The sequence below is a fragment of the Stenotrophomonas sp. LM091 genome (genome assembly GCF_001806305.1).
In the GTDB taxonomy this organism is placed as follows: domain Bacteria; phylum Pseudomonadota; class Gammaproteobacteria; order Xanthomonadales; family Xanthomonadaceae; genus Stenotrophomonas; species Stenotrophomonas bentonitica_A.
Genome location: NZ_CP017483.1, coordinates 4022788 through 4044605, shown reverse-complemented (window position 1 = coordinate 4044605; position 21818 = coordinate 4022788). Strand labels below are relative to the sequence as shown.

The window sequence follows — 21818 nt, the reverse complement described above, 5'->3', positions numbered from 1 at the left end:
AGGGCGCTGCAAGCCACCGCATCCGCGTACCATGGCGGCCGACCCGTACAACATGGAGCGTTCACCGTGGCCTGCAGCATCGTCCCCCTGAGTGACCGCCCCGACCTGCTACCCGTGCTGGCCCAGTGGTATTTCCAGGAGTGGGGAAGCCACGTACCGGGTCTGACCCTGCTCGATGAGCAGCAGCGGCTGGAAGTCTTCCTGCAGGACGACGAATTGCCCCTGCTACTGATCGCCCTGGACGACGGGGTTCCGGTCGCCGCGGCGCAGCTCAAGTTCCATGAACGTACCGAACGCCCCGAACGCCTGCACTGGCTGGGGGGCGTCTACGTGCATCCGGCGCACCGCGGGCGCGGCCTGGCCGAGAAGGTCATCAGGGAGTTGCTGGCACGCGGCCGTGCACTCGGGGTACGCGATGTCTACCTGCAGACCGAAGCCGATGATGGCGGGCTGTATCGCCGCTTGGGCTGGGCACCGCTGGAATCGCTGCAGCATGCTGCCGGCATGCCGGTCCGGATCATGGTGCGCAGCGTCGCCGCCGACCGCATCGACTGAACGCGCGGCTGCGGCAGCCCGGTGGGTAGTGAATGAATGCGTGGCCGATGAACGGCGTCAGCGGAAGCGCACCGGCTGCGGCGCCGGACGGTCGGCCAGCGAGCCGAGCGTAAAGGTGTACCCGGCTTCCTCCAGCAGCTTGCGCATGCGCAGCTCGGCGCGCTTGGGATAGGCGAGCGAGGTGGGGGCATGCAGCGCGTAGGAGGTCGATTTCCCGGGCAGCGTTTCGCGGGTCACCGAAGACTGATTGGTCTCGCACGCGTTGGCCCACAGGTCCATCAGCACCTTCGGGCCGATGGATTGATTGTTGCTGAGACGAAGCGTCAGCCAACGCATGTGTTCCATGACAAATCCAAGCGGCTCTTTGTCCCGAGTATGCACCAATTCCCCCGCTACCGTTCGGGGCCGTCCGGTGCGCTGGCGGCCACCGGCGGTGTCGGGCAAAAACGAACAGCCCCGGCAGGGCCGGGGCTGTTCGGGTACCGCTTCAGGAAGCGGGCCACTGGCGACCGTGGGGGAATCGCCAGCGCACCGCCTGCCTGAAACTCAGTGCTTCATGGCGTGCTTGCGGTCGCGCATCACGGCATGGCATTCCTGCACCTGCGGCAGCAGGCGCTGGACTTCCTGGCGCGCGGCCGGCGAGGTGTCGGCGTCGGTCAGGGTGTCCTTGAACGCCTTCAGCAGGCGATCTTCGGATTCTTCCAGCTCGGCCACGTAGCCGTACTGCTTGTCGCCCAGGGTGGCGCGCACCTTGCCGTAGAACTGCTGCATGGAACCGACGAAGGTGCCATGGTCGGCCGGCTTGCCGCCGGCGGCGACAACGGTGGCGCTCAGCGAGCGGACGATCTCGTTCTTGACACCGGCGATACGGGTGAAGAGCGCCGCCAACTCGGCATCTTCGACCTTGCCTGCGGCCTCGGTGTAGAACTCCTGGCCATCGCGGGCGATTTCGATCAGGTCGTTCAAGTTATGCGCGGTCTTCGATTCGGTATTCACTGCGATGTACTCCTGTTGTTCCGGTTTGACCCGTGTGTTGTTGTCGGGGTGAGTCGACTTTTCCGCATTGGCCATGAAGTCGGCGTGACACTGAAATGCGAGTGTTCAGCGAGCTCAACGCACTGCGCGATGGATGTGCACGGCGCGTCGTCGAGGCGCGAAATGCGTGTTACTTCCCTGCCCGCCTGCGCTTGATCAAGGACAGACATTGCCCGGCAATGGCGGTGAGCAGAATCAGGGAATTGGTCACGACGAAGACGAGCGATCCGGTTGCCGCGCTGTAGGCGATGAACAACACCGAGGCCGTGATCTGACCGACGAACAACCACGTCGATACCGCCTCGGGATCGTCGGCCGTCCACTGCTTCCAGATCTGCCGCCACAACGTGGCGATCAGCACGGCCGTCGCCGCCCAGCCGAGCAGGTCAATGGCTTCCATCAACGCGCCAGCAACGACAGCGGCGCCGCGTCGCGCACCACCACCTCGTCCGTCGCCAGGCCCACACGCTGTTCCAGCCGACGCAGGAACTCGCTGAAACCATGCGGTGCACGGGCGTGCCGACGTGCGCTGGTCATCACCCGCGGGCTGGCCAGCCGCGCCACCTGCATGCCGGCACCGTGCATGGCCTGGATCAGCGCGACGTCCTCACCGGTCGCCAGTGGCGCAAAGCCGCCGCATTGCCGATACGCCACGGCGCTGAAGCCCATGTTCGCGCCGTGTACATGCGGATGCCCGTCCACCGCATGCTCGCCCTGCAGGAACTGCTCGCGCACGGCCTGCGGATAGTCCAGCCAGTCACCCACCGCCACCACGCCACAGAACGCGCTCGCACCGCATTGCAGCTGGCGTGCAAGCCAGTCCGGCGGGACCACGCTGTCGGCATCGGTGCAACCGATCCAGCGGGCGCCCAAGGCCAGGGCGCGCTCGCTCGCCGCCGCACGCGCGACGCCGACACAGCCGGCATCCACCGTGATCACCTCTACTCCGAAGCGCTCGCAGATCCACCCGGTCGCGTCGCTGCAACGATCCAGCGCCACCACGATCACCACCTGCTCGTCGCGCAGGGCAGGATGCTGCGCAGCCACCTTGAGCGACTGCAGGCAGGCTGCGATCAATTGTTCTTCGTTGTGCGCAGGAAGGGTCACCGCGATCATCGCAGGCCCTCCCGCTCCGCCACCGAGGTGGTATCGGCCGACCAGCCTTCCAGCAGCATGTCCTCGTCACGATAGGAAAGCAGCCGTGGCAGGCAGTCATCCAGCTGGGCATGCACGAAGCTGGCGCTGCAGCGTGCCTGCTCGAACGGCACACGCCAATGACAGGCGATCACCACGCCCTGCGGCGTGAGTGACCGCACCACCTGCGCCGCCGTTTGCTGCATGTCCTCTGGCGACAGGTAGTAACCCATCTCACCCAGCACAATCAGATCGAAGCGCCCCGCCGGCCAGTCCTGCGGATGACGCGCCTGCTCGATGCTGACATGCGCGTGGCGCCGCGTCATCGCGCGCGCGGCCAGGACCGCGCCTTCGCTCAGGTCGGTCGCGAGCAGTTGATCGCAGCGCTCGGCCAGGGCGGCGGTCAGCACTCCGTTGGAACAGCCCAGCTCCCAGCCACGGGCGAAGCGCTCCTGCGGCAGGCTGGCCAGGGTGAGCGCGCGCTTGCGCTGCTCATACCAGCGGGTGCGGTACTGGAAGGGATCGTCCTTCTCGTACAGCGCGTTGAAGTAGGCGATATCACTCATCCGATCAGTACCTCGTAGTTCCGTTCGAAGCGCTGCAGCACGGCGGCCGGCAGGATGGGGTCGCAGTCCAGCCCTTCCACCGCGCCGGTCTGGGTGACGAATTGCTGGATGGCATCGCGCTTGCGCTCCAGCAGGGCGTCATCCAGCGCAACGCGCGTGGCCGACGCCCAGGCGCTCGGCGCCGCCTGCGGGTCCAGCCAGTGCCAGCCCCACACGGGATATTCCTTCAGGTCGGCACCGCGCTCACTGCATGCCTGGAGGCAGGCACGCGCCACGGCTTCATGGTCCGGATGGCCGTCGAACCGCCACGGCGCCAGCACCAGATCGCCCCGCTGCAGCACGGCCGCCAACTGCGCGGCGATCCACGCCTCATTGGCCGTCACCTCGCCATCGCCGATGTGCCAGGAAATCCGCTCTGCGCCTGACAAGCCCAGGCAATGGAGCGCGTCATCCAGCTCTGCCGCACGGGCGATTCGCAACCGCTCGGGCGACCATGCCGGTTGGTCGGGATAGCACGCCTCGCCATCGGTGACCGAGACCACCATCACCCGCAGGCCGGACCGGTGTGCCAGTGCCATCAGGCCGCCGCAGGCCAGTACTTCATCGTCCGGATGCGGGGACACCACCACCAGGCGCTGCGCATCGCCGAACAGCGCCGCCGCGGATGCACGCGGCAGCGTCTGCAGCCAGCGCGATGCCGCCCATTGGGCTTCGGTGACGCCGCCGCCTTCAATCTGTCGATTCACAGCGTCCACGTGCGGCCCTCGCGATGCATCAGGTTGCCAAGGTGCTGCCAATCGCGGTCGGCGTGGCTCTGGCGGATGAAGACCGTCAGGTCGGCCCAGCGCCGGGCGTGTGCCGGGTCCATGCACATCGGCCCTGGCCCCAACGCCCTGCCCACGCGGTCCAGCGTCAGCGAGGCAGCCCGCTCCACCGCGCTGCGTGCCCGCACGATCTCGCGCTGATGCGGCAGCCCGGGTTGTGCATCGATCAACGCGGCCAGCTCGCGCAGCAGCGACGCACAGGGCGAGAGCGCCAGATCGATTTCGCCGAGCAGGCCGGATGCCGTGCCCGGCTCATCGGCCCGTGCGCTGCGCAGCAACGGCTCGGCCAATGCACTGGCGCCACCGAACCAGCATGCCGCGATGCCTGCGCCACCGTGCCAGAAACCGGGTCGCTGCAGATAGCCATCCGCCGCCCCGACCTCCACGGCCGGCACCTGGTCAAAGCGCGCCGTGCCACTGGGAACGCGCCCCATGCCCGTGGCCTGCCACGTCTGTGGCAGGAAGCTCACATTGGCGCGGCGCACGGGCACCAGGAACAGACGCGAGCGACCGTCATCGCGCACCGTCACAAGGGCATGGTCGACCCAGCCGGCGCCGGAGCACCACGGCTTGTCACCGGACAGCGTGCCGCTGGCCCGATCAAAGCGCAGGGTGGCCGCTGGTCCTTCGGCCGCCCACACGGCGCCCAACCGATCCCGGTCCGGGGCGGTTGCGCCCAGTTCTTCCAGGATCGCCTGCGCGTCATAGTGCGCTTCAAGCACTTTGGCCAGACATAGATCGCGGGCGGCGATGTGCGCCAGCGCCTGCCAGCGCACCAACGTATCGCCGCTGCCGGGACGCGGCAGCGACGGCTGGTGCTCGATCCACGTGCGGGCCTGGGCCTGCAGGTCATCGCCATCGGTCACCGGTTGCGGATGCTCCGGCGGCACAAGAGAAGCCACGGCATTCATATCAGGGCGTCAGGATCACCTTGCGGCAATCCTCCTCTTTGCGGTCGAAGATCTCGTAGCCACGCACGGCGTCTTCGAGCGACAGCCGGTGGGTCACGATCACGCCCGGGTCCAGGCGGCCCTCGCCGATATGGTCGAGCAATTCGGGCATCAACTTCTGCACATGGGTCTGGCCCATCTTGAAGGTGAGGCCCTTGTCGAACGCATCGCCAAGCAGGAAGCCGTGAATGAAGCCGGCATACACACCCGGGATGCTCACCGTGCCACCGCGACGCGTCGCCGCGATGCACTGACGGATCGCCACGCCGCTGCTGCCTTCCACCTTGAGGGTGGTCAAGGCCGATTCCAGCGCACTGCCCTCGGCTTCAAAGCCGACCGCCTCGATCGTGGCATCCACGCCGCGGCCATTGGTCTGGGTGATGATGTACTCCGCCGGGTCCTCGACCTGGGTGAAGTCGATGGGGGTCACGCCGTAGGTCTGCTGCGCGAAGGCCAGGCGATACGGCAGATGGTCGACCATGAAGATCGTTTCCGCCCCCAGCAGGCGGCAGCACGCCGCACTCATCAGCCCGACCGGGCCCGCACCGAAGATCGCCACCGTGGAACCGGGCTTCACCCCGGCATTGATGGCGGCCTGGTAGCCGGTCGGCAGGATGTCGGAGAGGAACAGCACCTGCTCATCGGCGAGCGCATCCGGAATGCGCAGCGGACCGACATTGGCCTTGGGCACGCGGACGAACTCCGCCTGCCCGCCCGACACGCCGCCATACAGATGGCTGTAGCCAAACAACGCCGCCGGGGGCGAATGCCCTTCTGGTTCACCGCCGCGCCCTTGCCGGTGTTGGTCGTCTCGCAGGCCGCGAACTCGGCGAGACGGCAATGGAAGCATTCACCACAGGCGATCACGAACGGAATCACCACGCGATCGCCCGGGCGCAGGTCCATCACGCCGGCGCCCACCTCCTCCACCACGCCCATGAACTCATGACCCAGCACGTCGCCGGTATGAAGATCCGGGATCTTGCCGCGGTACAGATGCAGATCCGAGCCGCAGATTGCCGTAGCAGTCACGCGCAGGATGATGTCGTCGGGGCGGCCAGCGCCGGATCCGGCACGGTATCGACCCGTACATCCTTGCTGCCGTGGTAAGTCAGTGCGCGCATAGCAAACTCCGTTGTCCAAGTACCTCTGTGGTACGTGGTACGGCGTGGCAGCGTCGTGACCGCCCCGTGTGCGGCGTGTCTACCCCGGCAGAGGGGCCGCGCTGCAGCTCCGGCACGCAGGGCGCTCGCCACTGCGTGAGGACTGAATCATTCATTCTGCTGCGGCGGCAGGCGCCGCTCGCGCGGGTCGTTACTCAGCCGGCGGCGCCGAGGGTGTTTCCGGATCCGGCGGCAACTCCTGCGGCGGCGAGGCAGGCGCGGGATCACCCTCCGGTGGAATTTCCTGCGGCGGCTCCTGGGCGGGCGGATCGCCGCGGCCCGGCGCTTCCACCGGCGGCGTGGGTGGCATCGGGTCCGGCGTGGGGTCCGGCACCTGGGCGATCACGCTCTCGAGTGAAGAGGTGGATCCACTGCGTACTGTCGTGTCCATCGCGCATGTTCCTTCTGGAGGGCTGAGCTCGACGCTACGCGGCGCGCCGTCAACATCCAGCGACGGTGCCGCTGCCGGGCGAACGCCTCGGCTCAGTCATCGCCTTCGGAACGGCGCTTGTTCACCGTGATCTCGCCGGAGGTTTCCAGCACCGCCAGGTCCACCTGCCCGAAGCCCTCGCAGCCGTTGGCGCGCATCGCCACCTCCAGATCGGCCGGGCTGACATTGCAGCGTTTCACCTGGTCCCAGTAGATCGTGCCGTGCCGCGCCAGCACTACCGGCACCCCTTCCACGATCTCATTGAGGCGCGTGCTGCGCGCGCCCAGAAAGCCGACAAACCAGTTCAGCCCGATCAGGGTGGCGGCCAGGATGAGCCCGCCGGGCAGCGAGGTGTCCTCACCGATCAACGAGTTCTGCACGGCCGTGCCCAGCAGCACGATCACCAGGATGTCGAACGGGGTGGATTGCCCCATTGAGCGCTTTCCGCTCATGCGGGTCAGCAACAGCACCACCACGTACACCGCAACCGCGCGGACGACGAACTCCCACCATTCCATTCCCAGCTCGAACATCGCATGCATGGCAGCAGCCTCCGTGTGGCGAGGTCTGGACGATAGGAACTCCCGGGTGAAGCCCATGGGAGCACCCGCCCTTCACAGGACACCTGCCGCTTCGTAACAGCGGCAGGGCTAGCGTCGGGGCATCACCGCCCTACCCGATTGCGCAGGAGATATGCCATGCAGCACGACAAAATCCCGCCCGCCTCCACCGAAGACGCCCATGCCACCCACAACTGCCCTCCGGCGGACGGTAAGGTCGACAAGCAGCGCACCTCGGAGAACCACGACGAAGCGCTGGAAGAGACCTTCCCTGCGAGCGATCCGATCTCCCCGTTCGTCGCGGCCAAGCCGCCGAAGGATGACGAGGACGAAAAAGATCCGGATGCAGCGCGGCTGAAGACGGAGAACGAGGGCTACAACCAGCACGGCCACGGCAAGGGTGGCAAGGCAGGTGAAGGGGAACCGGATGGCGTCCGCGAGGACGACGGCATCACCCAGCCCAATTTCGGCCAGGGTGGGACGTCGGGCAAGCAGACGCTGGATCGCTGACCAAACGAGGACATGTCATGACCACGACACCGCAAGCCCCGGCTACGAAAGAAGATGATCAGCAGAAGAGCCATACCCCGGACAAGCTGAGGAACGATGACGCCCGGTGGAAGGACAAGGACATGCCGGAGGCGGAGCATGGGGCGACGCCTGAGGATTATGAGCGGCCGGGGAAAGTCTGAGCGCCAGTGGCCTATCGGCCCCACCCGAATCGCACGCCTGTGGAACCCTCCGCCGCCGACATCGCGGCTCTCAACGGAGGTGGATGGTGACCCCGGCCCGATTCGAACGGGCGACCTTCCCCTTAGGAGGGGGACGCTCTATCCAGCTGAGCTACGGGGCCACGGAGGGCGTAAAGGATACAGGCAAACCAGGGGCCTCATCCACGCCCGGCCGTTTGCCCACCACTCATCACCGGTGATGCCAACTGCCCTATGCTCCTCCGTCCCCTGCGATAAGTGACATGGATGCATCCTCTTTGGGCCACCCTTTCCCAACTCGGCGATAGCCGCTGGCTGCTGCCCCTGAGTCTGGTGCTTATTCTGCTTGGGCCCAAAGCGGCCCGCACGATCAGGTTTCGCTGGGCGGTCGGCTTGACTGTTGCCGCTGGGCTTACGCTGGCCTCCAAGCTGGCCTTCCTGGGTTGGGGCATTGGCTGGGCCCGGCTGGACTTCACCGGATTCAGCGGTCACGCCACCATGACGGCAGCGGTTTATCCGGTCGCCCTGTATCTCGCCGCATCTGGTCGGCTCCCCAAACCCCTCCTTTGGGCACTGCTCGGGTCGCTGCTTGCCGCCATGGTCGCCTATTCGCGCCTACCCCTTAACGCCCACTCCGCATCTGAGGTGGTGAGTGGGTGGCTGCTGGGCACGGCGGCGACGGTTTTCGCCCTGTCGGCGCGCGCCACAGGCTGGACAACACCCCTACCCACTCTTGCCGCGTCAGTCATAGTAGGACTGGTGGTTCCAATGCTGATGCCCACGGTCCGCACCCACGATATCGTCATACGCCTTGCGACCGAGCTGTCAGGCCGCGACCAAGTCTTCAATCGACATCATTTTGTGCGATAGGCGTCAAATATTGGACGCAACCAACCCAGCCATGTGCTCAATCCGACTTGACACTGAATAGCCTTCAACGCGAAGATGACGGCGAAAATTTACCTCACGGAGTAGGAAACCCCGTTATGAAGAAGATCTTTGCCGCTCTCGCCCTCGTGGCTTTCTCCCCGATGGCTCTGGCTCAGGAAGCCCAGGTTGAGCAGAATGCTGGCGTCGAAGGCGCTAGTGCGGAAGTCGCCGGCACTGGCAGTGCGACCGGCGCGGCGACCGGCGCCCTCACCACGGCCGCCACGATCGGTGCCGGCATCGCCGTCGCGGCCGTCGTTTACAGCGTCGCCTCGGACAGCAGCAAGGATGACGCCGGCAATAACAATGGCGGTGGCACCACCCCGCCGCCGACCGGCACCACCGGTACGACTGGCACCACCGGCACCAACTGATCCGTTAATCGGCATCAAATCATTACGCCCTCGCCGGGCGCAAGTCCGGCGGGGGCTTTTGCTTTGCCCGACAGGGCCAGGAAGAATCATCGATGGACTGCAAGCGTATTGGCGCCACTCTGGCGTTCGCCCTCACCCTGTCTGGCTGCGTGTTCGCACCCGGCCAACACATGCGTTCCAGCGCCCTGGCCCGTGATGACCGGCCGGTTGGCAACGATAATATCGAACTGATCCAGATCACACCGAAGCTCATCGCCATGGATCGCGCCTCGCGCGATGTTCCCTCGCTTCCGATCGCACTCACCAACTATCAACCCGGTCCGTATCGCATTGGCGCTGGCGATAGTCTGTACATAACTGTGTGGGACCACCCCGAGCTGACCGTACCTGCTGGACCTCAGCAACAGCTTAACGCTGCCGGTCGACCCGTGCAGTCTGACGGCAGTCTGTTCTACCCCTATATCGGCAAAATCGCAGCCGCTGGGAAGACACCGGTTGAGCTGCGCGAAGAGATCTCGAACAAGTTGGCGCGGTACATTGAAGCACCCCAAGTCGATGTGTCCATGCTCAGCTATGGTAGCCAGCGTGTCTGGGTCACGGGCGCTTCTCGTCAGGCCGCCACTGTACCGTTGACCGTGACACCGCTGACTCTCGGCGATGCCATCAGCCAATCCGGGCTTGATCCGGCGCAGGCCGATCTGTCAGGTGTCCGCCTCACCCGCGAAGGCGTCACCTACACCATCGATCTTGACCGGCTCGGCCGTCAGGGCGGTGGCGCAACCAACGTGTTCCTTAAAGCAAACGATCACCTCTACGTGCCCTATTTGGACCGCAAGGAGATCTTTGTTGTCGGCGAAGTCAACCAGCCCGGCGCAATGAGCTTCAAGACCAGCGATATTTCACTGAGCCAAGCCCTCGGACGTGCACGTGGCCTGCAGCAGTCCACCTCCAACGGCAATGCCGTGTATGTGATCCGGGGATCGAGCAATCTGCAGAGCGCGCCCTCCAGCGTGTTCCAGCTGGAAGCTAAGTCGCCTGCGGCCTTTGCCGTGGCCAGCCAATTCGAGCTCCTGCCCGGCGACGTGGTCTTCGTAGGCGCAGCTGGCGTGACCCGCTGGAGTCGCTTCGTGAATCAGCTGCTACCGTTCACCTCGATTATCAGCAACGCCGCAAGCGCGCGTAACGATCTCGACAATTGACCGGAGGCCAATGATGAGCAGGGCCGCTCTCGTTGCGCCGCAACGGACTCAAGTTATGCGCGAACTGGCCGCAGTCGTGCTGATGGCGATCGGTCTGTCAGGCTGCGGCGTGGTCGGGCGCACCAGCGTCAAAACCCTGCAACTGGCCATGCAGGGCAAACCTGATGTACAGCTAACGGCTGCGGACGTTGCAGCAAACCGCTATCCCCAGATCAAGGTCAACGGCCCCAAGGGCGGCGCCGTATTGGTTCTGGGCAGCCTTGATGGCGATCGTCAAGGCTGGTACAGCAACGACCGCAGCATCGTGTTCCTCGAAGACGGCCTGCTCGTGCGCACGCATGGTGGCACGCCCGAGTTGCAGGATATGCGCATCGATGGTGATAACCCTTTCCATGATCTGCACCGGATTCAAGCGCCTATCACAGTACAGCGCCAGTACGACATCATGCCTGGCTACCGCTTTGGCGTGCCAGTGAGCGGCACCCTCGAAAACCTCGGTATCGAGAACATCGAGATTCTTGACAAAAATCGCGCCTTGCTACACGTCCGTGAGCGCCTGAAAGGCCCGAACTGGAACCGCGACAACCATTATTGGGTTGACCCTGCCAATGGCTTTATCTGGAAGAGCGTGCAAGCCATTGCACCAGATGTCAGCTTGGAAATCGTCCAGCTGAAACCTTATTCCCCGGATCTGAAACGTTGATCACATTGCGTCTGGTCGCCCTTGTCTTGTGCGCGGCCACTTCTTTTCCTCTGCCTGCCTCGCCTCTGATCACTGTCGAAGTAACGGGCAGTGTCCGTAATCCAGGCTCGCTTACGCTTGTCAGTGGCGCCCGCCTGTCCGATGCAGCACTTATAGGCGCGCCAGACGAAGATAGCTATGTGCTGGGCGCCGCCCTGCTTAGGCGGAGCGAGCTGGTCGCGCAGACCCGTCTCAAAACTGGCTTGTTGTTCGATCTCGATATGCTGGAGAGCCGCAAGAGTCGCGATCCGGCCGCCGCCGCAGCAGCAACCTACATCGCTAATTATTTCTCGGCGATGCCTGTGACGGGCCGTGCCCCCCAAGTACTGGCGCCGCGCACATTGGAGATGGACCTCAGGAGCAATCGCCCGTTGATTGACGGCGACAAACTGTATTACCCGACGAGGCCCAACACGATTACCGTCTTGGGCGCGGTGGAAAAGCCCTGCACGATCCCGCATCGCCCGCTCGCGCAGCCTCTCAATTACGCGCGGCACTGCGCCGCCTTGGCCGCAGCCAGCCAGGATACCCTGTTCGTAATTCAACCTGACGGCCACGTGGAAAGACTCGGTATCGCCCTTTGGAACCGCAGCCCTTCGTCCACACTTGCCCCTGGCGCGCTCATCTATGTCCCGCTTAGTCAGAAAGCTTTGCGAGCTGTGAATCCCGATTTCAACGAGGATGCAGCGCGATTCCTCGCCACCCAGGTGCTGGACGCACCCGGAGCACTCAAGTGACCCGCTCTCTCAGAACTCAGACTGCTCGACTGGGTCTTGCGCTACTCAGCATGAGCATCAGTTCCGCTCTGTACGCTCAGAATGCACCCGCCCCCACCGCCAGCGACTGGGGCGGCATCGGCCTTCTGCAGACACCCACCGCACGCATGGCAGGGGAAGGCGAGATAGCCTTCACCGCAACTCATACCTCTCCTTATAGCCGCTACAACATGGTGCTACAGCCGTTACCATGGCTGGAAGGCGCGTTCCGCTATGTCTCAGTGGCCAACCGCCGCTATGGGCCCGAGTGGCTCAGCGGCCAGCAGAACTACAAAGACAAATCGATCGACGTCAAGGTCAAGCTGTTCGAGGAAGGACACTGGGCCCCTGAAGTGTCAGCTGGCTTCCGCGACATCGGTGGGACCGGGCTGTTCTCCAGTGAGTACCTAGTAGCCAGCAAGCGCTTTGGACCCATAGACGCCAGCGTCGGCTTGGCCACGGGCTATATCGGAAACCGCGGGGATTTCAAGAATCCCCTCAGCGCCATCGACGACAAGTTCGAAGAACGGCCGCGCGCCCAAGGAACAGGCAACTTGAACAGCAAGGGTGTGTTCCGCGGTCCGGTCGGCGTCTTCGGCGGCATCGCCTACCAGACCCCATGGGAGGCTCTCCAACTCAAGCTTGAGTACGATGGAAACAACTACAAGCACGAGCCGCAAAATAACAATCAAGAGCAGCGAAGTCCGTTCAACTTGGGCGCTTCCTATGCACTAAACAAGAACATCCAGCTACACGCTGCGTGGGAGCGCGGCGACACTGCGATGTTGGGGCTTACGCTGCACACCAACTTAGCCCAGGCTCGGTCTATCGCGAAGCCGATGGACCCCCTCCCATTACCGATACGGGATAGATCCGATCCTGCAAAATCAGGCAGTCTGGCGAACGACGATTATCCTTCCACTACCGAGTGGGAGAGCATCGCTCAAGCACTGGAGAACAATGCAGGACTACGCATAACCAGCATTGAACAGCGTGAGCACGAGATAATAGTGAGCGGTGAACAGCGACGCTTTGCCTACCCCGCTCAGGGCCTGGGGCGCGCTATGCGCGTTTTGGACGGCCAGCTGCCGGACGACACAACCTGGGTCACGGTGCGGAACACACGGCTCGGCGTGCCTATTGTCGAAACCAGCATGGAAAGAGCCGCCTTCGCTGACTACGCAGATCACCGGACCTCACTGTCCGACCTAGCCGGTCACATTGAAATGGCAGCACCCACACCGCAGCGTCGCACCCCCCTTTACCAGAATGCGCTGCGACGCTATGAAGGCGCGTTCAACGTAGGCTACCTCCAAACGCTGGGGGGTCCCGACGGCTTCGTCCTCTTCCAGGTTGCGGGAACATACGGAGCAAACGTTTATTTGACTCGAAGCCTCTGGATTAACGGCAGCCTAAGCTACAACGCATACAACAACTACGACAAATTCCGATACGACGCTCCAAGCCGACTTCCCCGTGTACGTACTTATATTCGGCAATACCTTACGACCGAAGATTTGACGATCCCTAACCTTCAGCTGACGGGGACCCGCCAGCTTGGCCGTGACCTGTACGGTATGGCATACGCCGGGCTGTTTGAATCGATGTACGGCGGCCTCGGGGGTGAGGTTCTATATCGCCCCCTCAGTGAACGCTGGGCGTTGGGCGCAGAACTAAACTGGGTGAAACAGCGAGATTTCGATCAACGCTTCAGCTTTCGTGACTATAGCGTAGCCACGGGACATGCCAGTTTCTACTATTCGTGGGGAGATGACCGCAGAGTCGTCAGCATCCTGAGTGCCGGGCGATATCTGGCCAAGGACTGGGGTGCAACGTTGACGCTTGCACGCACTTTCGATAACGGTGTAAGCATGGGTGCTTACGCGACGAAGACAGATGTTTCATCCGTCGATTTTGGTGAGGGCAGCTTCGATAAGGGCATCTACGTCTCCATACCGTTCGATTTCCTCCTGCCACGTTCGACGCGTGCACGCGCAAACTTCGCCTGGAACCCATTGTATCGAGATGGCGGGGCGCGCCTGTCCCGCACCTACGGACTGTATCAAATGACGTCGGAGCGGGATCCGGACTTCCTTTTCGAAAATCTCGATAGGGTCGACCAGTGAACCTGGGCGCAATGCTTCTAGAACAATTCCGCCCCACCGGCCTCCTGATACTGGAAACCCGCCGATACCAAGGAACGACATCATGCGCGTAGCGATCATCCATGACTGGCTCACCGTGTACGCTGGAGCCGAAAAAGTATTGAAGCAGATGTTGATCCTGTATCCGAACGCAGAGATCTTCACACTTGTCGATTTCCTCCCTGACAAGGAGCGCGCGTTTCTGCGCTCCAATAAGATCCACACCAGCTTCATCCAACGACTGCCCAAAGCAAAGAGCAGCTATCGTAGCTACCTCCCTTTGATGCCATTGGCGATTGAGCAGTTCGACGTGAGCGGCTTTGATTTGGTCCTCTCAAGTAGCCACGCAGTCGCCAAGGGTGTGCTAACTGGCCCTGATCAGGTCCATGTCTGCTATTGCCACTCCCCAATCCGGTATGCATGGGATCTACAACCGCAGTATCTGCGTGAATCAAAGCTGGAGCGCGGGCCCAAGAGCTGGGCCGCGAGAGCAATTCTTTCCTACATACGGATGTGGGATGTGCGCACTGCACACGGCGTCGATCAATTCGTAGCCAACTCCAGTTTCATCGCGCGCCGCATTCAGAAGGTGTACGGCAAGAGCTCCGTCGTCGTCCCCCCGCCAGTTGACGTGCCCGATGTTCCATCGCTGTCAGCCCGCGGAGACTACTACGTTACTGCTTCGCGTCTCGTTCCTTACAAGCGCATCGACCTGATCATTAAGGCGTTCAACGCAATGCCTGACAAGCGACTGGTTGTCATAGGAAGTGGACCATTACTTGCTCAGTTTAAGCAACTGGCCGGCAGCAACGTCGATGTCATGGGCTACCAACCGCAGAATGTACTGGAGCAGCATTTGGCTAACGCCAAGGCATTCGTTTTCGCCGCTGAAGAGGACTTTGGGATCGCGCCAGTTGAAGCGCAAGCCTACGGTACGCCCGTCATTGCATTCGGCAAGGGTGGAATCTTGGATAGCGTAATAGATGGCGAGACCGGCATATTTTTTCCGGAACAGACGACTGATGCGGTCTCACAAGCCATCAAGACATTCGAGTCCAGGGCGGAGCCTTGGGATCATCGAAGAATAGCGAGTCACGCCCTGGAGTTCCGCCCGGAAGCGTTCCGGAAGCAGCTATCGGCACAGGTAGACGCCGCCCTCGCAATAGTCACAGATACTGCCGAAGGGCGGCGCCGAGCTTCAAAGGCCTGACCTGCGCCTTGCTTGCAACACTATCAATAGCAACGCGCTACCCTGTCCCGCGCGATTTTGCACCAACCGCGCGAGCTGCGCGCCAGTCACGCGCGACGCAGTCCTCCACTCGAACATTCAGCCAGACCCTTCGAACTCGGGCCAACCCCGACCGAAGGGCTTTCGGCCACTCAGCTGAACGCGGCAGAGAGGGCGTCTTCAATGGTGCCTGCAACGAATGACCTCTCCTTGACTACAGCCGCCTTGACCCTTCGGGAGAGGCTCTCGTCACTAAGGAGCTCATCGATGAGCGAATCGATCTGACCGCACACCAAGTCATCAACGGAAACGGACAGTTCCGGGAGCCCTAACTGCCGCATCACTCCAACGGACTTGTGTTCATAGTTTATTGCGATCGCAGGGGTACCGGAATTCATAGAAATAATCGCGCTATGGAGTCGTGTACCGACTGTCAGCCGACAGCTGGCGAGAAGTTCACCAAGCCTTCTATCGTCAAGCTCATCCATTATCACCGTGAAGCCGGGATGCCCACCCAAAAGCTGCCGAATTCTCAACGCGACGATTCGGTCATCCTTGCTATAGTTTTCCAAGGGAGTGCAAGTAGAAACTCCGATCACCTTGAAACCCCTGTCCAGAAGCCTCGAAATGCTTCGCGCGCAAGCCAATTCATACGCCTCCTGTGTAACCCCAAGGCGAACATCAAATGGCGCAAGCTCCCTGAAGGTGAACGCCACAGCATCGACCTTTAGAGTTCCCACATCATTAACTGGCACGAGCCAAGCAGTATCTCCAGTAAAGGTGACGCGCGCGTCGCCGGCACCCAGGGAATCCAAATGCTTCACGCTCTCACGCTCCCTGAGAGCGAGGCACTCCATCTTTGAAAACGTCGTCCTAGCCACCTGGTTGAAGATTACACCTGAGAACGGGCCCACGCTATGCCCTAGTGCATATACCTTTCGCCCAGCCAACATCGCACACAGCGAGCTATCAAACTGGGCGGCGCCATAAAGATCCACAAAGAATGAGCCACCCACCTGGACAACAAAGTCGTACCGTTCATACCGCTCAACTAAATCGCGGTGAAACTTTGGCACTGGAAATAGCCACCGCCACCAGCGCTTCTGAACATGATACGAAAGCCCGAGCGGAACCAACCTCCTCGCGACCTTGGAGAGCACTCCCCCTCGCCCACCGCGCAATGAACCATAGTATCCATGGCAATCGTCGGGAAGAACCTCGCGGCCTAATAGGTACGCGGAGCTAACTGGATAGCGAGAGGTCACGTCCACCTCTGCGCCGACGAAATTGGCCTCCATAAAAGCAAGTAGGCCGCGAAGAATGGCGGAGTCACCTCGATTCGCACACGTGTGATTGCCAACAAGAAGAATCTTACGAACCATTACTCACTACCCCCACGCTCTTCTACTCTCAGGTTCTCAAGGCAACGCATCATCTTCTTCATACGACTTTCGTAAGTGTTTTCCTTTGCAAGGATCTCAGAGCGATCGAGAAGCTGCGGGTCCCCCTTCAGCACAAGCTCCAGCTGACCGACAAATGACTCCGAGTCACTCGCAAAGCGCGCGATGTCCCCAAATTCGGCGAGAGAGTCCAGCGGCGTACTGACAACATATTTACCTGCCGCCAGGTACTCAAAGAACTTCATCGGGAACATGCCCTTCGTGTACTCGTTCAGCGGGCAAGGCAAAATAGCCGCGTCGATTCCCTTAAGGTACGCCGGAAGGTCAGAGTATGCCTTCGATCCAAGGAAGTGAATGTTGGGACAGGATTTCAGCGAAGCAACATCTGTCCACGGATCACCCTCGCCGACCTTGCCAATCAGAACAAACGACCAATTTGGACGCGCTTTAGCAACGGACGCCAGCAAAGGAAAGTCGACCTTGTACCCGCTGATGGCACCTACAAACCCTATCCGCGGCCCCGGAATGGCTAACAGGTCGGCCGGCACCGCAAGCGACTCGCTCTTGGCTGAGGAAAAATGCTCATAATCGGCGACGTTTGAGAAGTAGAACGTATTCTCATTGCACTCGCGACGTGTCAACTCTAGCGACCGTGAAGTGACAAAAATCGCGTCCGCGGCGCGCATGAGATCGGACTCATCCTTCTCTATAGTTGCGACTGGCATACCCGGCTGAGCCTTCACTTCGTCTACACAGTGATAGACGGCCATCCTGAACTTCGATAGCCTGAAAATACTTGTCGTTATTGGGCTATACGTCCAGAAGATTGAGTCCCTATGTCGAAACCCTCTAACTCGCATCCAAAACGATAGGCCAAGACCAAGCAACATCCGATTAAGAAAGCGGACCGGTTTAACGTTATGAAGCGGAAGGACGATAGGGGACCAGACCCAGATATTATGGCGGACCAATCGAGGCGGCTTAACTGCCCGCTTCAGTCGAACCAGAATCCTCTTCAGGTCTGACGACGATGCACTTGGCCGCCTCAACCCGAGTGAATCAATATAAATTACACGGTGCCCTAAAGCTGCCATCTCAACGGCGACGTGCTGCTTATTGGTCCAGAATGGATTATCCCAGTCAGCCGTCGACATAATAATTACGTCACTTGGGCGCATAAAATTTCCGCAAAATAAATTCAACAAGAATCGTTGCGTCCGAACGGAGCAGCGGAATCGCCGCTATGTATACGACCCAAAAAATTACTGCCAAGATAGCAGAAATAGCTGAACCTAGTAGCGTGAGATCCAGCGATGTAAAACCAATGCCAGCCATGAAAATCAACCCACCCAAAAGCAGAAGTGCAATCCTCTTCCAGAGAAATGCCAAAACACCCAGCGAATAACTTGCCAGTGCAAATAGAACTAGCGCATAAAAGCTACTTGCTATACCGAGCGCCTGACCGCCGAGCACGCGAAACAGAGCTAAATTTAATGCAACATTTCCAACTATGGCAGCAGCCATGTAGATAAAAACCTCTCTATTCCTCATTCTTGCGCTAAGCACTTTCACCAAAAAGTAGGAGCAAATTTGTGCCCATAGACCCCAGCTGAGCCCGCTCAGAATGACATGGGTAACCTCAGTTGAGGATCTACTGAAGTGGCCGTGCTCAAACACCAACCGCACGATAGATTCACTCTCACCCGCCATAAATAGGGAGATTGGGATAGATATCATGAGCAGAGGCGGCAGGATGCTCGTCAAGGCCTTGGTAACATCCAACTCTTTCATCTTGCTCATCGACGCCAAGCCTGCCAGGCCAAGTGGCATTGCAATAAGCAGCACTCCAGTATCCGTGACCAGCTTTGCGTAGCCAAGGGCCGCGACAGTATCTTCGCTAATTAGGGACGCAACCATTCGCTCCACCACGGCATTTCCCTGAAGCAGAAATGGCAGTAGAAGAAGCGGTCTAATGGCGTACCAGAACTTTCCTGAAATAGAAGTCACATCAGCTAGATTCCAGGACGATGGAAACGGCGCAAAAGCACCTATCCTGAATAGTCTCAAGCCCCATATGCAGTAAATTACGTAGGATAATGTGAAACCCCACGCTATGAGCACCGGCGAACTATGGATCCACGCAAACAGTACGCCAGCCGTCATGCCAAAATTCTGCACAGTCGCCCTGCTCGATGCCATCGAATAGTCGCCGTTACCCATCGCAACATAGGAAAGAAGATTCCCAAGAATATAGAATGGAACGCCTATAGCCATCACATTGAGCATCGAAAGTGTGGCCGACCTCGCATCTAGCGAGAAGCCAGGAAAAACAAGCTCAACCCACTCGCGCCCCCATATCAGCAACATCGACAGGATGACCGCAGAGAACGCCAACATCAAAAAGAGGACCATCCAAAAAAGGAGTGACGCCCGCTCCTTTGATTCAGACCTCAATCGGCTGTAGACCGGGAGAAACGCGGACGAAAGAGCATTGGATGTGAAGAAGTCAATTGGGATCATGGTCGAAGACTGCGCCGCACGAGAGGCGGATGCGACGACGCCCGTCCCGTACAGGCTCGCCAACAATAGCTCCCTGGCTACACCAGACGCCTTGCCGAGCATTGAGCCGAAGACAAGCTTTACCACCGCTCTAAACATCAGATACTCCAAAGCCTGAAGCAGTTACGTGACGGATGCGTCGGCCCCACACTCAGCTGCTCACGAGGCGAAAATGATCAACATAGGCCCTAGCGGAGTAGTCCAGGGTAAACTCCTCAGGAAGCAGCGATTGCTTCTTATTGAGAGGCGCAACACGCAAATCGTTGATCCGTGCCGCAGCACCATCAAAGTCATGAGGATCAATAGGAATGACGGAATCGCAGATTGGCTGCTTTGAAACTACGTGTTCAGAAACTAGGCAGGGCAGGCCCGCGGCGAGTGCCTCAAGAATGTTCATGGGGAGACCCTCAACTCTCGTGGTTGAGAAAAGCATAATGTCAGAAGCCCCAAGATATCTTGCGACATCACGCCGCTGAACGCTCCCTAAGAACCTGACTACCGACGAAAGGCCCATGTTCGCTGCGGCACTTTCGAGGCGCTTGCGTTCCGGACCATCACCAATAACGAGATATCTCAGGTCGGCATTATCCCTGTAGGCACGCTCAAACGCCCCGAGTGAAAGATCAACACCTTTCTGCCGATCAAGTCTGCACGCAGTGATCACTACGCGTTGATCGTCGGTCCAGCCTAGCTCTCGGCGGACTTCGACTCTGTTCGAGGCTGGTAGAGTGAAATCGACTACGGAAACGCCATTATTTATCTGAACAACAGACACACGATCACCCAACAGCGAAAGCGGGTACCGCCCAAAATCTTCCGTCACCGCACTGCCTATTGAAATGATGGAGTCATACCGAGGGAACATAAGCAGATTCTTGAAGACGCCGATGATATTCTTGACTGATTTTGCAATCTCCAGAAGATGACGGCTGCGCCACTTGGACAGCAATTCACCCATTGACGTCCCGTGCGCCTGCATAATTATTCTCGCAGGTATGCTGCCTTTCATTGAAAGTAGGGGCGCAGCTCCCGCACTCACTCCTAGTATCACGTCATACGGAGCCAGCACCTCCGCAGTACAGTGGCGCAGGACCGCGTTCCTCCACTCACGGCCATAGCGACTCCAATGGAGCCCCTTCATGCAATGTACGTCAACGTCTTCAGAACTGAAGAAATTTCCTTTACCTGGAACTTCTGCAGTCAGGACGCTCACCTTGTGCTGTTGCTTGGCCAAAGCACAAGCCAAGTCCCAAGCCACCACCTGCATTCCGCCGATTGAATGATGGGGGAGCACTCTACTGACAATAAGTATCTTCATGTCAGGCTACCGTAGATTTCTCCGAGCTTTTGGGATTGGCACTTAATGTTGAAGCGCCGCTCGACAGTGAGCCTAGCCGCCACAGCAAAGCACTCACGAACCCCGGAATTCTCCAACATCCGTGCCAGGTGCCGAGCAAGCCCTTCGGCATCACCCTCCTCAGAAAGCAGACCAGTTACACCGTGCTCTATCAATTCAGGGATTCCTGCGTGGAAGGTCGAAACCACGGGCACGCCGCTGGCAGCAGCCTCCATAAGAACTATCGGCAACCCCTCAGTGTCACCACTTCGTGCTGTTATGCTTGGTTGGCACATCAGCGCAGCTCTGCGCATCAACGCCCTGACCTCGGAATGTGGTAATGCGCCCAAGAGCTGCACCCGATCACTTAGACCGACCCGGCAAATCTGCTCTCGGACCGCAGACTCAAGCGGCCCAACTCCGACTATCTTCAGGTCCACTTCCGGGAACCTGTCGGCGATCTTGGAGAACGCACGCACCAAGTCAACGGCCCCCTTTTTCTCCACGAGCCTGCCAACGTGAAGTATAAACTGGCGACCCGGCTGACACTCTCTATCGAAGCCAAACTTATCTACATCGACACCTATGTAATGAGTATGAGTCTTGTGCTCGGGAAAACCGAGGGCCACGACTCTCCTTCGGATATGATCAGATACACAGAGAAAGAGGTCGCCTCTTCGCGCAAGCGTTGAACGGTGACGTAGGTAGTTCAACCACGAAGGCTTACCTGAGAGCAAAAGGTTACGCCCACTAGTCGTGGCATCGAAGCCGTGGAACGTCGTAATCAGCGGAAGACGTAGCGCCTTGGCGATGGGCAGGGCGTATACACCTTCGACGCCGAAGTGAGCATGGATCAGCTTGGCACCGCTGGACCTGATTGCCGCCTCATAGGGACGCGAGCTCCGAGTTGCGACTTGGTGAATCCTGTGAAGAAGACCGGGACGGTTGGCACAGTCAGTCCAGCTCGCGAAAGACGCGGCTTCCTTCCCATCAGCGGCCCTGCTACGGCCGATGAAGAACGGACGCCAGCCTGGAACTGAGTCAGCCTGCTCCGCAATGAAAGTTTCAGAGTGCTTGAATAACTCGTGCCGGAACACGGCGACACACTCAGACTGACTATCCATAATATTACCTTCCATTAGTAAACTCTCAGCAGACGTCATTGCGGTGAAACCCCAAGCTTGAGCTGCCTCTCCTTTCGGGAGAATGCGTGCCCACCAACCAGTG

24 protein-coding genes, 1 tRNA gene and 1 pseudogene are annotated in these 21818 nt (G+C 60.2%); 10 read left to right on the top strand and 16 right to left on the bottom strand.

The window, feature by feature from the left end; genetic code table 11:
* The first annotated feature begins 66 nt into the window (after positions 1 to 66).
* Positions 67 to 555: a GNAT family N-acetyltransferase gene (locus BIZ42_RS18015; RefSeq protein WP_070427258.1), complete on the top strand. Its 489-nt coding sequence runs from the start codon at positions 67 to 69 to the stop codon at positions 553 to 555.
* A 57-nt stretch (positions 556 to 612) separates the two neighbouring features.
* On the opposite strand, the gene BIZ42_RS18010 is transcribed toward BIZ42_RS18015, so the two are convergent.
* The 10 genes and pseudogenes from BIZ42_RS18010 to BIZ42_RS17965 all read right to left on the bottom strand — a co-directional run bounded on the left by BIZ42_RS18010 (position 613) and on the right by BIZ42_RS17965 (position 7199).
* Entirely contained in the window at positions 613 to 900 is a 288-nt protein-coding gene (locus tag BIZ42_RS18010) for a hypothetical protein (protein ID WP_046272599.1), read from the bottom strand.
* A gap of 201 nt (positions 901 to 1101) precedes the next feature.
* Positions 1102 to 1551, bottom strand: coding sequence for a PA2169 family four-helix-bundle protein (locus BIZ42_RS18005; protein WP_019183020.1), 450 nt, complete (start codon positions 1549 to 1551; stop codon positions 1102 to 1104).
* 169 nt (positions 1552 to 1720) lie between these two features.
* Entirely contained in the window at positions 1721 to 1990 is a 270-nt protein-coding gene (locus tag BIZ42_RS18000; RefSeq protein WP_070427257.1) for a PQ-loop domain-containing transporter, read from the bottom strand.
* Complete coding sequence (locus BIZ42_RS17995; RefSeq protein WP_070427256.1) at positions 1990 to 2706, bottom strand: glycosyltransferase; 717 nt, start codon at positions 2704 to 2706, stop codon at positions 1990 to 1992. Before BIZ42_RS17995 ends, BIZ42_RS18000 begins: the two co-directional genes overlap by 1 nt.
* Positions 2703 to 3290, bottom strand: a complete 588-nt coding sequence (locus BIZ42_RS17990; RefSeq protein ID WP_070427255.1) for a class I SAM-dependent methyltransferase — start codon at positions 3288 to 3290, stop codon at positions 2703 to 2705. Before BIZ42_RS17990 ends, BIZ42_RS17995 begins: the two co-directional genes overlap by 4 nt.
* Positions 3287 to 4036 carry a PIG-L family deacetylase gene (locus BIZ42_RS17985; protein ID WP_083279901.1) on the bottom strand — a complete coding sequence of 250 codons (750 nt, stop codon included), beginning with the start codon at positions 4034 to 4036 and terminating at the stop codon, positions 3287 to 3289. Before BIZ42_RS17985 ends, BIZ42_RS17990 begins: the two co-directional genes overlap by 4 nt.
* Complete coding sequence (locus BIZ42_RS17980; RefSeq protein ID WP_083279900.1) at positions 4033 to 5025, bottom strand: acyl-CoA dehydrogenase; 993 nt, start codon at positions 5023 to 5025, stop codon at positions 4033 to 4035. Before BIZ42_RS17980 ends, BIZ42_RS17985 begins: the two co-directional genes overlap by 4 nt.
* Position 5026: 1 nt before the next feature.
* Positions 5027 to 6188 (bottom strand): annotated as a pseudogene (locus tag BIZ42_RS17975) (zinc-dependent alcohol dehydrogenase).
* A 190-nt stretch (positions 6189 to 6378) separates the two neighbouring features.
* Complete coding sequence (locus tag BIZ42_RS17970) at positions 6379 to 6618, bottom strand: hypothetical protein (RefSeq protein WP_070427253.1); 240 nt, start codon at positions 6616 to 6618, stop codon at positions 6379 to 6381.
* A 92-nt stretch (positions 6619 to 6710) separates the two neighbouring features.
* Positions 6711 to 7199: a YetF domain-containing protein gene (locus tag BIZ42_RS17965; protein WP_070427252.1), complete on the bottom strand. Its 489-nt coding sequence runs from the start codon at positions 7197 to 7199 to the stop codon at positions 6711 to 6713.
* A gap of 156 nt (positions 7200 to 7355) precedes the next feature.
* Here BIZ42_RS17965 and BIZ42_RS19915 point away from each other — a divergent pair, with 156 nt between their 5' ends.
* Both BIZ42_RS19915 and BIZ42_RS19730 read left to right on the top strand, forming a co-directional pair.
* A complete protein-coding gene (locus tag BIZ42_RS19915; RefSeq protein ID WP_070427251.1) occupies positions 7356 to 7727 on the top strand; it encodes a hypothetical protein in 372 nt (123 codons plus the stop codon).
* A 17-nt stretch (positions 7728 to 7744) separates the two neighbouring features.
* The gene (locus tag BIZ42_RS19730) at positions 7745 to 7909 is read left to right on the top strand and encodes a hypothetical protein (RefSeq protein WP_019183030.1); all 165 of its coding nucleotides are present in this window, start codon (positions 7745 to 7747) and stop codon (positions 7907 to 7909) included.
* An 84-nt stretch (positions 7910 to 7993) separates the two neighbouring features.
* Here the strand turns inward: BIZ42_RS19730 and BIZ42_RS17955 are convergent.
* Positions 7994 to 8070 (bottom strand) — tRNA-Arg (locus BIZ42_RS17955).
* A 124-nt stretch (positions 8071 to 8194) separates the two neighbouring features.
* On the opposite strand from BIZ42_RS17955, the gene BIZ42_RS17950 reads away from it, so the two are divergent.
* The 7 genes from BIZ42_RS17950 (at position 8195) to BIZ42_RS17920 (ending at position 15278) form a co-directional block, all read left to right on the top strand.
* Complete coding sequence (locus BIZ42_RS17950) at positions 8195 to 8797, top strand: phosphatase PAP2 family protein (RefSeq protein ID WP_070427250.1); 603 nt, start codon at positions 8195 to 8197, stop codon at positions 8795 to 8797.
* A 116-nt stretch (positions 8798 to 8913) separates the two neighbouring features.
* Positions 8914 to 9228 carry a hypothetical protein gene (locus BIZ42_RS17945; protein WP_070427249.1) on the top strand — a complete coding sequence of 105 codons (315 nt, stop codon included), beginning with the start codon at positions 8914 to 8916 and terminating at the stop codon, positions 9226 to 9228.
* Between the two features lie 92 nt (positions 9229 to 9320).
* Positions 9321 to 10427, top strand: coding sequence for a polysaccharide biosynthesis/export family protein (locus tag BIZ42_RS17940; RefSeq protein ID WP_070427248.1), 1107 nt, complete (start codon positions 9321 to 9323; stop codon positions 10425 to 10427).
* 55 nt (positions 10428 to 10482) lie between these two features.
* Complete coding sequence (locus BIZ42_RS17935) at positions 10483 to 11130, top strand: YjbF family lipoprotein (RefSeq protein ID WP_070427247.1); 648 nt, start codon at positions 10483 to 10485, stop codon at positions 11128 to 11130.
* Positions 11127 to 11906, top strand: coding sequence for a capsule biosynthesis GfcC family protein (locus BIZ42_RS17930; RefSeq protein WP_172838062.1), 780 nt, complete (start codon positions 11127 to 11129; stop codon positions 11904 to 11906). The genes BIZ42_RS17935 and BIZ42_RS17930 overlap by 4 nt, the downstream gene beginning before the upstream one ends.
* Positions 11907 to 11956: 50 nt before the next feature.
* Entirely contained in the window at positions 11957 to 14050 is a 2094-nt protein-coding gene (locus tag BIZ42_RS17925) for a YjbH domain-containing protein (protein ID WP_083279898.1), read from the top strand.
* Positions 14051 to 14132: 82 nt separating this feature from the next.
* The gene (locus BIZ42_RS17920) at positions 14133 to 15278 is read left to right on the top strand and encodes a glycosyltransferase (RefSeq protein WP_070427245.1); all 1146 of its coding nucleotides are present in this window, start codon (positions 14133 to 14135) and stop codon (positions 15276 to 15278) included.
* 170 nt (positions 15279 to 15448) lie between these two features.
* Here the strand turns inward: BIZ42_RS17920 and wcaK are convergent, their stop codons facing one another.
* The 5 genes from wcaK to BIZ42_RS19955 all read right to left on the bottom strand — a co-directional run bounded on the left by wcaK (position 15449) and on the right by BIZ42_RS19955 (position 21715).
* Positions 15449 to 16678: a colanic acid biosynthesis pyruvyl transferase WcaK gene (gene wcaK, locus BIZ42_RS17915; protein WP_070427244.1), complete on the bottom strand. Its 1230-nt coding sequence runs from the start codon at positions 16676 to 16678 to the stop codon at positions 15449 to 15451.
* Positions 16678 to 17466, bottom strand: coding sequence for a glycosyltransferase (locus BIZ42_RS17910; RefSeq protein ID WP_216636697.1), 789 nt, complete (start codon positions 17464 to 17466; stop codon positions 16678 to 16680). Before BIZ42_RS17910 ends, wcaK begins: the two co-directional genes overlap by 1 nt.
* 394 nt (positions 17467 to 17860) lie before the next feature.
* Positions 17861 to 19354: a lipid II flippase MurJ gene (locus BIZ42_RS17905; RefSeq protein ID WP_156785781.1), complete on the bottom strand. Its 1494-nt coding sequence runs from the start codon at positions 19352 to 19354 to the stop codon at positions 17861 to 17863.
* 52 nt (positions 19355 to 19406) lie between these two features.
* The gene (locus tag BIZ42_RS19410) at positions 19407 to 20573 is read right to left on the bottom strand and encodes a glycosyltransferase family 4 protein (protein WP_083279897.1); all 1167 of its coding nucleotides are present in this window, start codon (positions 20571 to 20573) and stop codon (positions 19407 to 19409) included.
* Positions 20570 to 21715, bottom strand: a complete 1146-nt coding sequence (locus BIZ42_RS19955) for a glycosyltransferase (protein ID WP_257785247.1) — start codon at positions 21713 to 21715, stop codon at positions 20570 to 20572. Before BIZ42_RS19955 ends, BIZ42_RS19410 begins: the two co-directional genes overlap by 4 nt.
* Between the last annotated feature and the right edge of the window lie 103 nt (positions 21716 to 21818).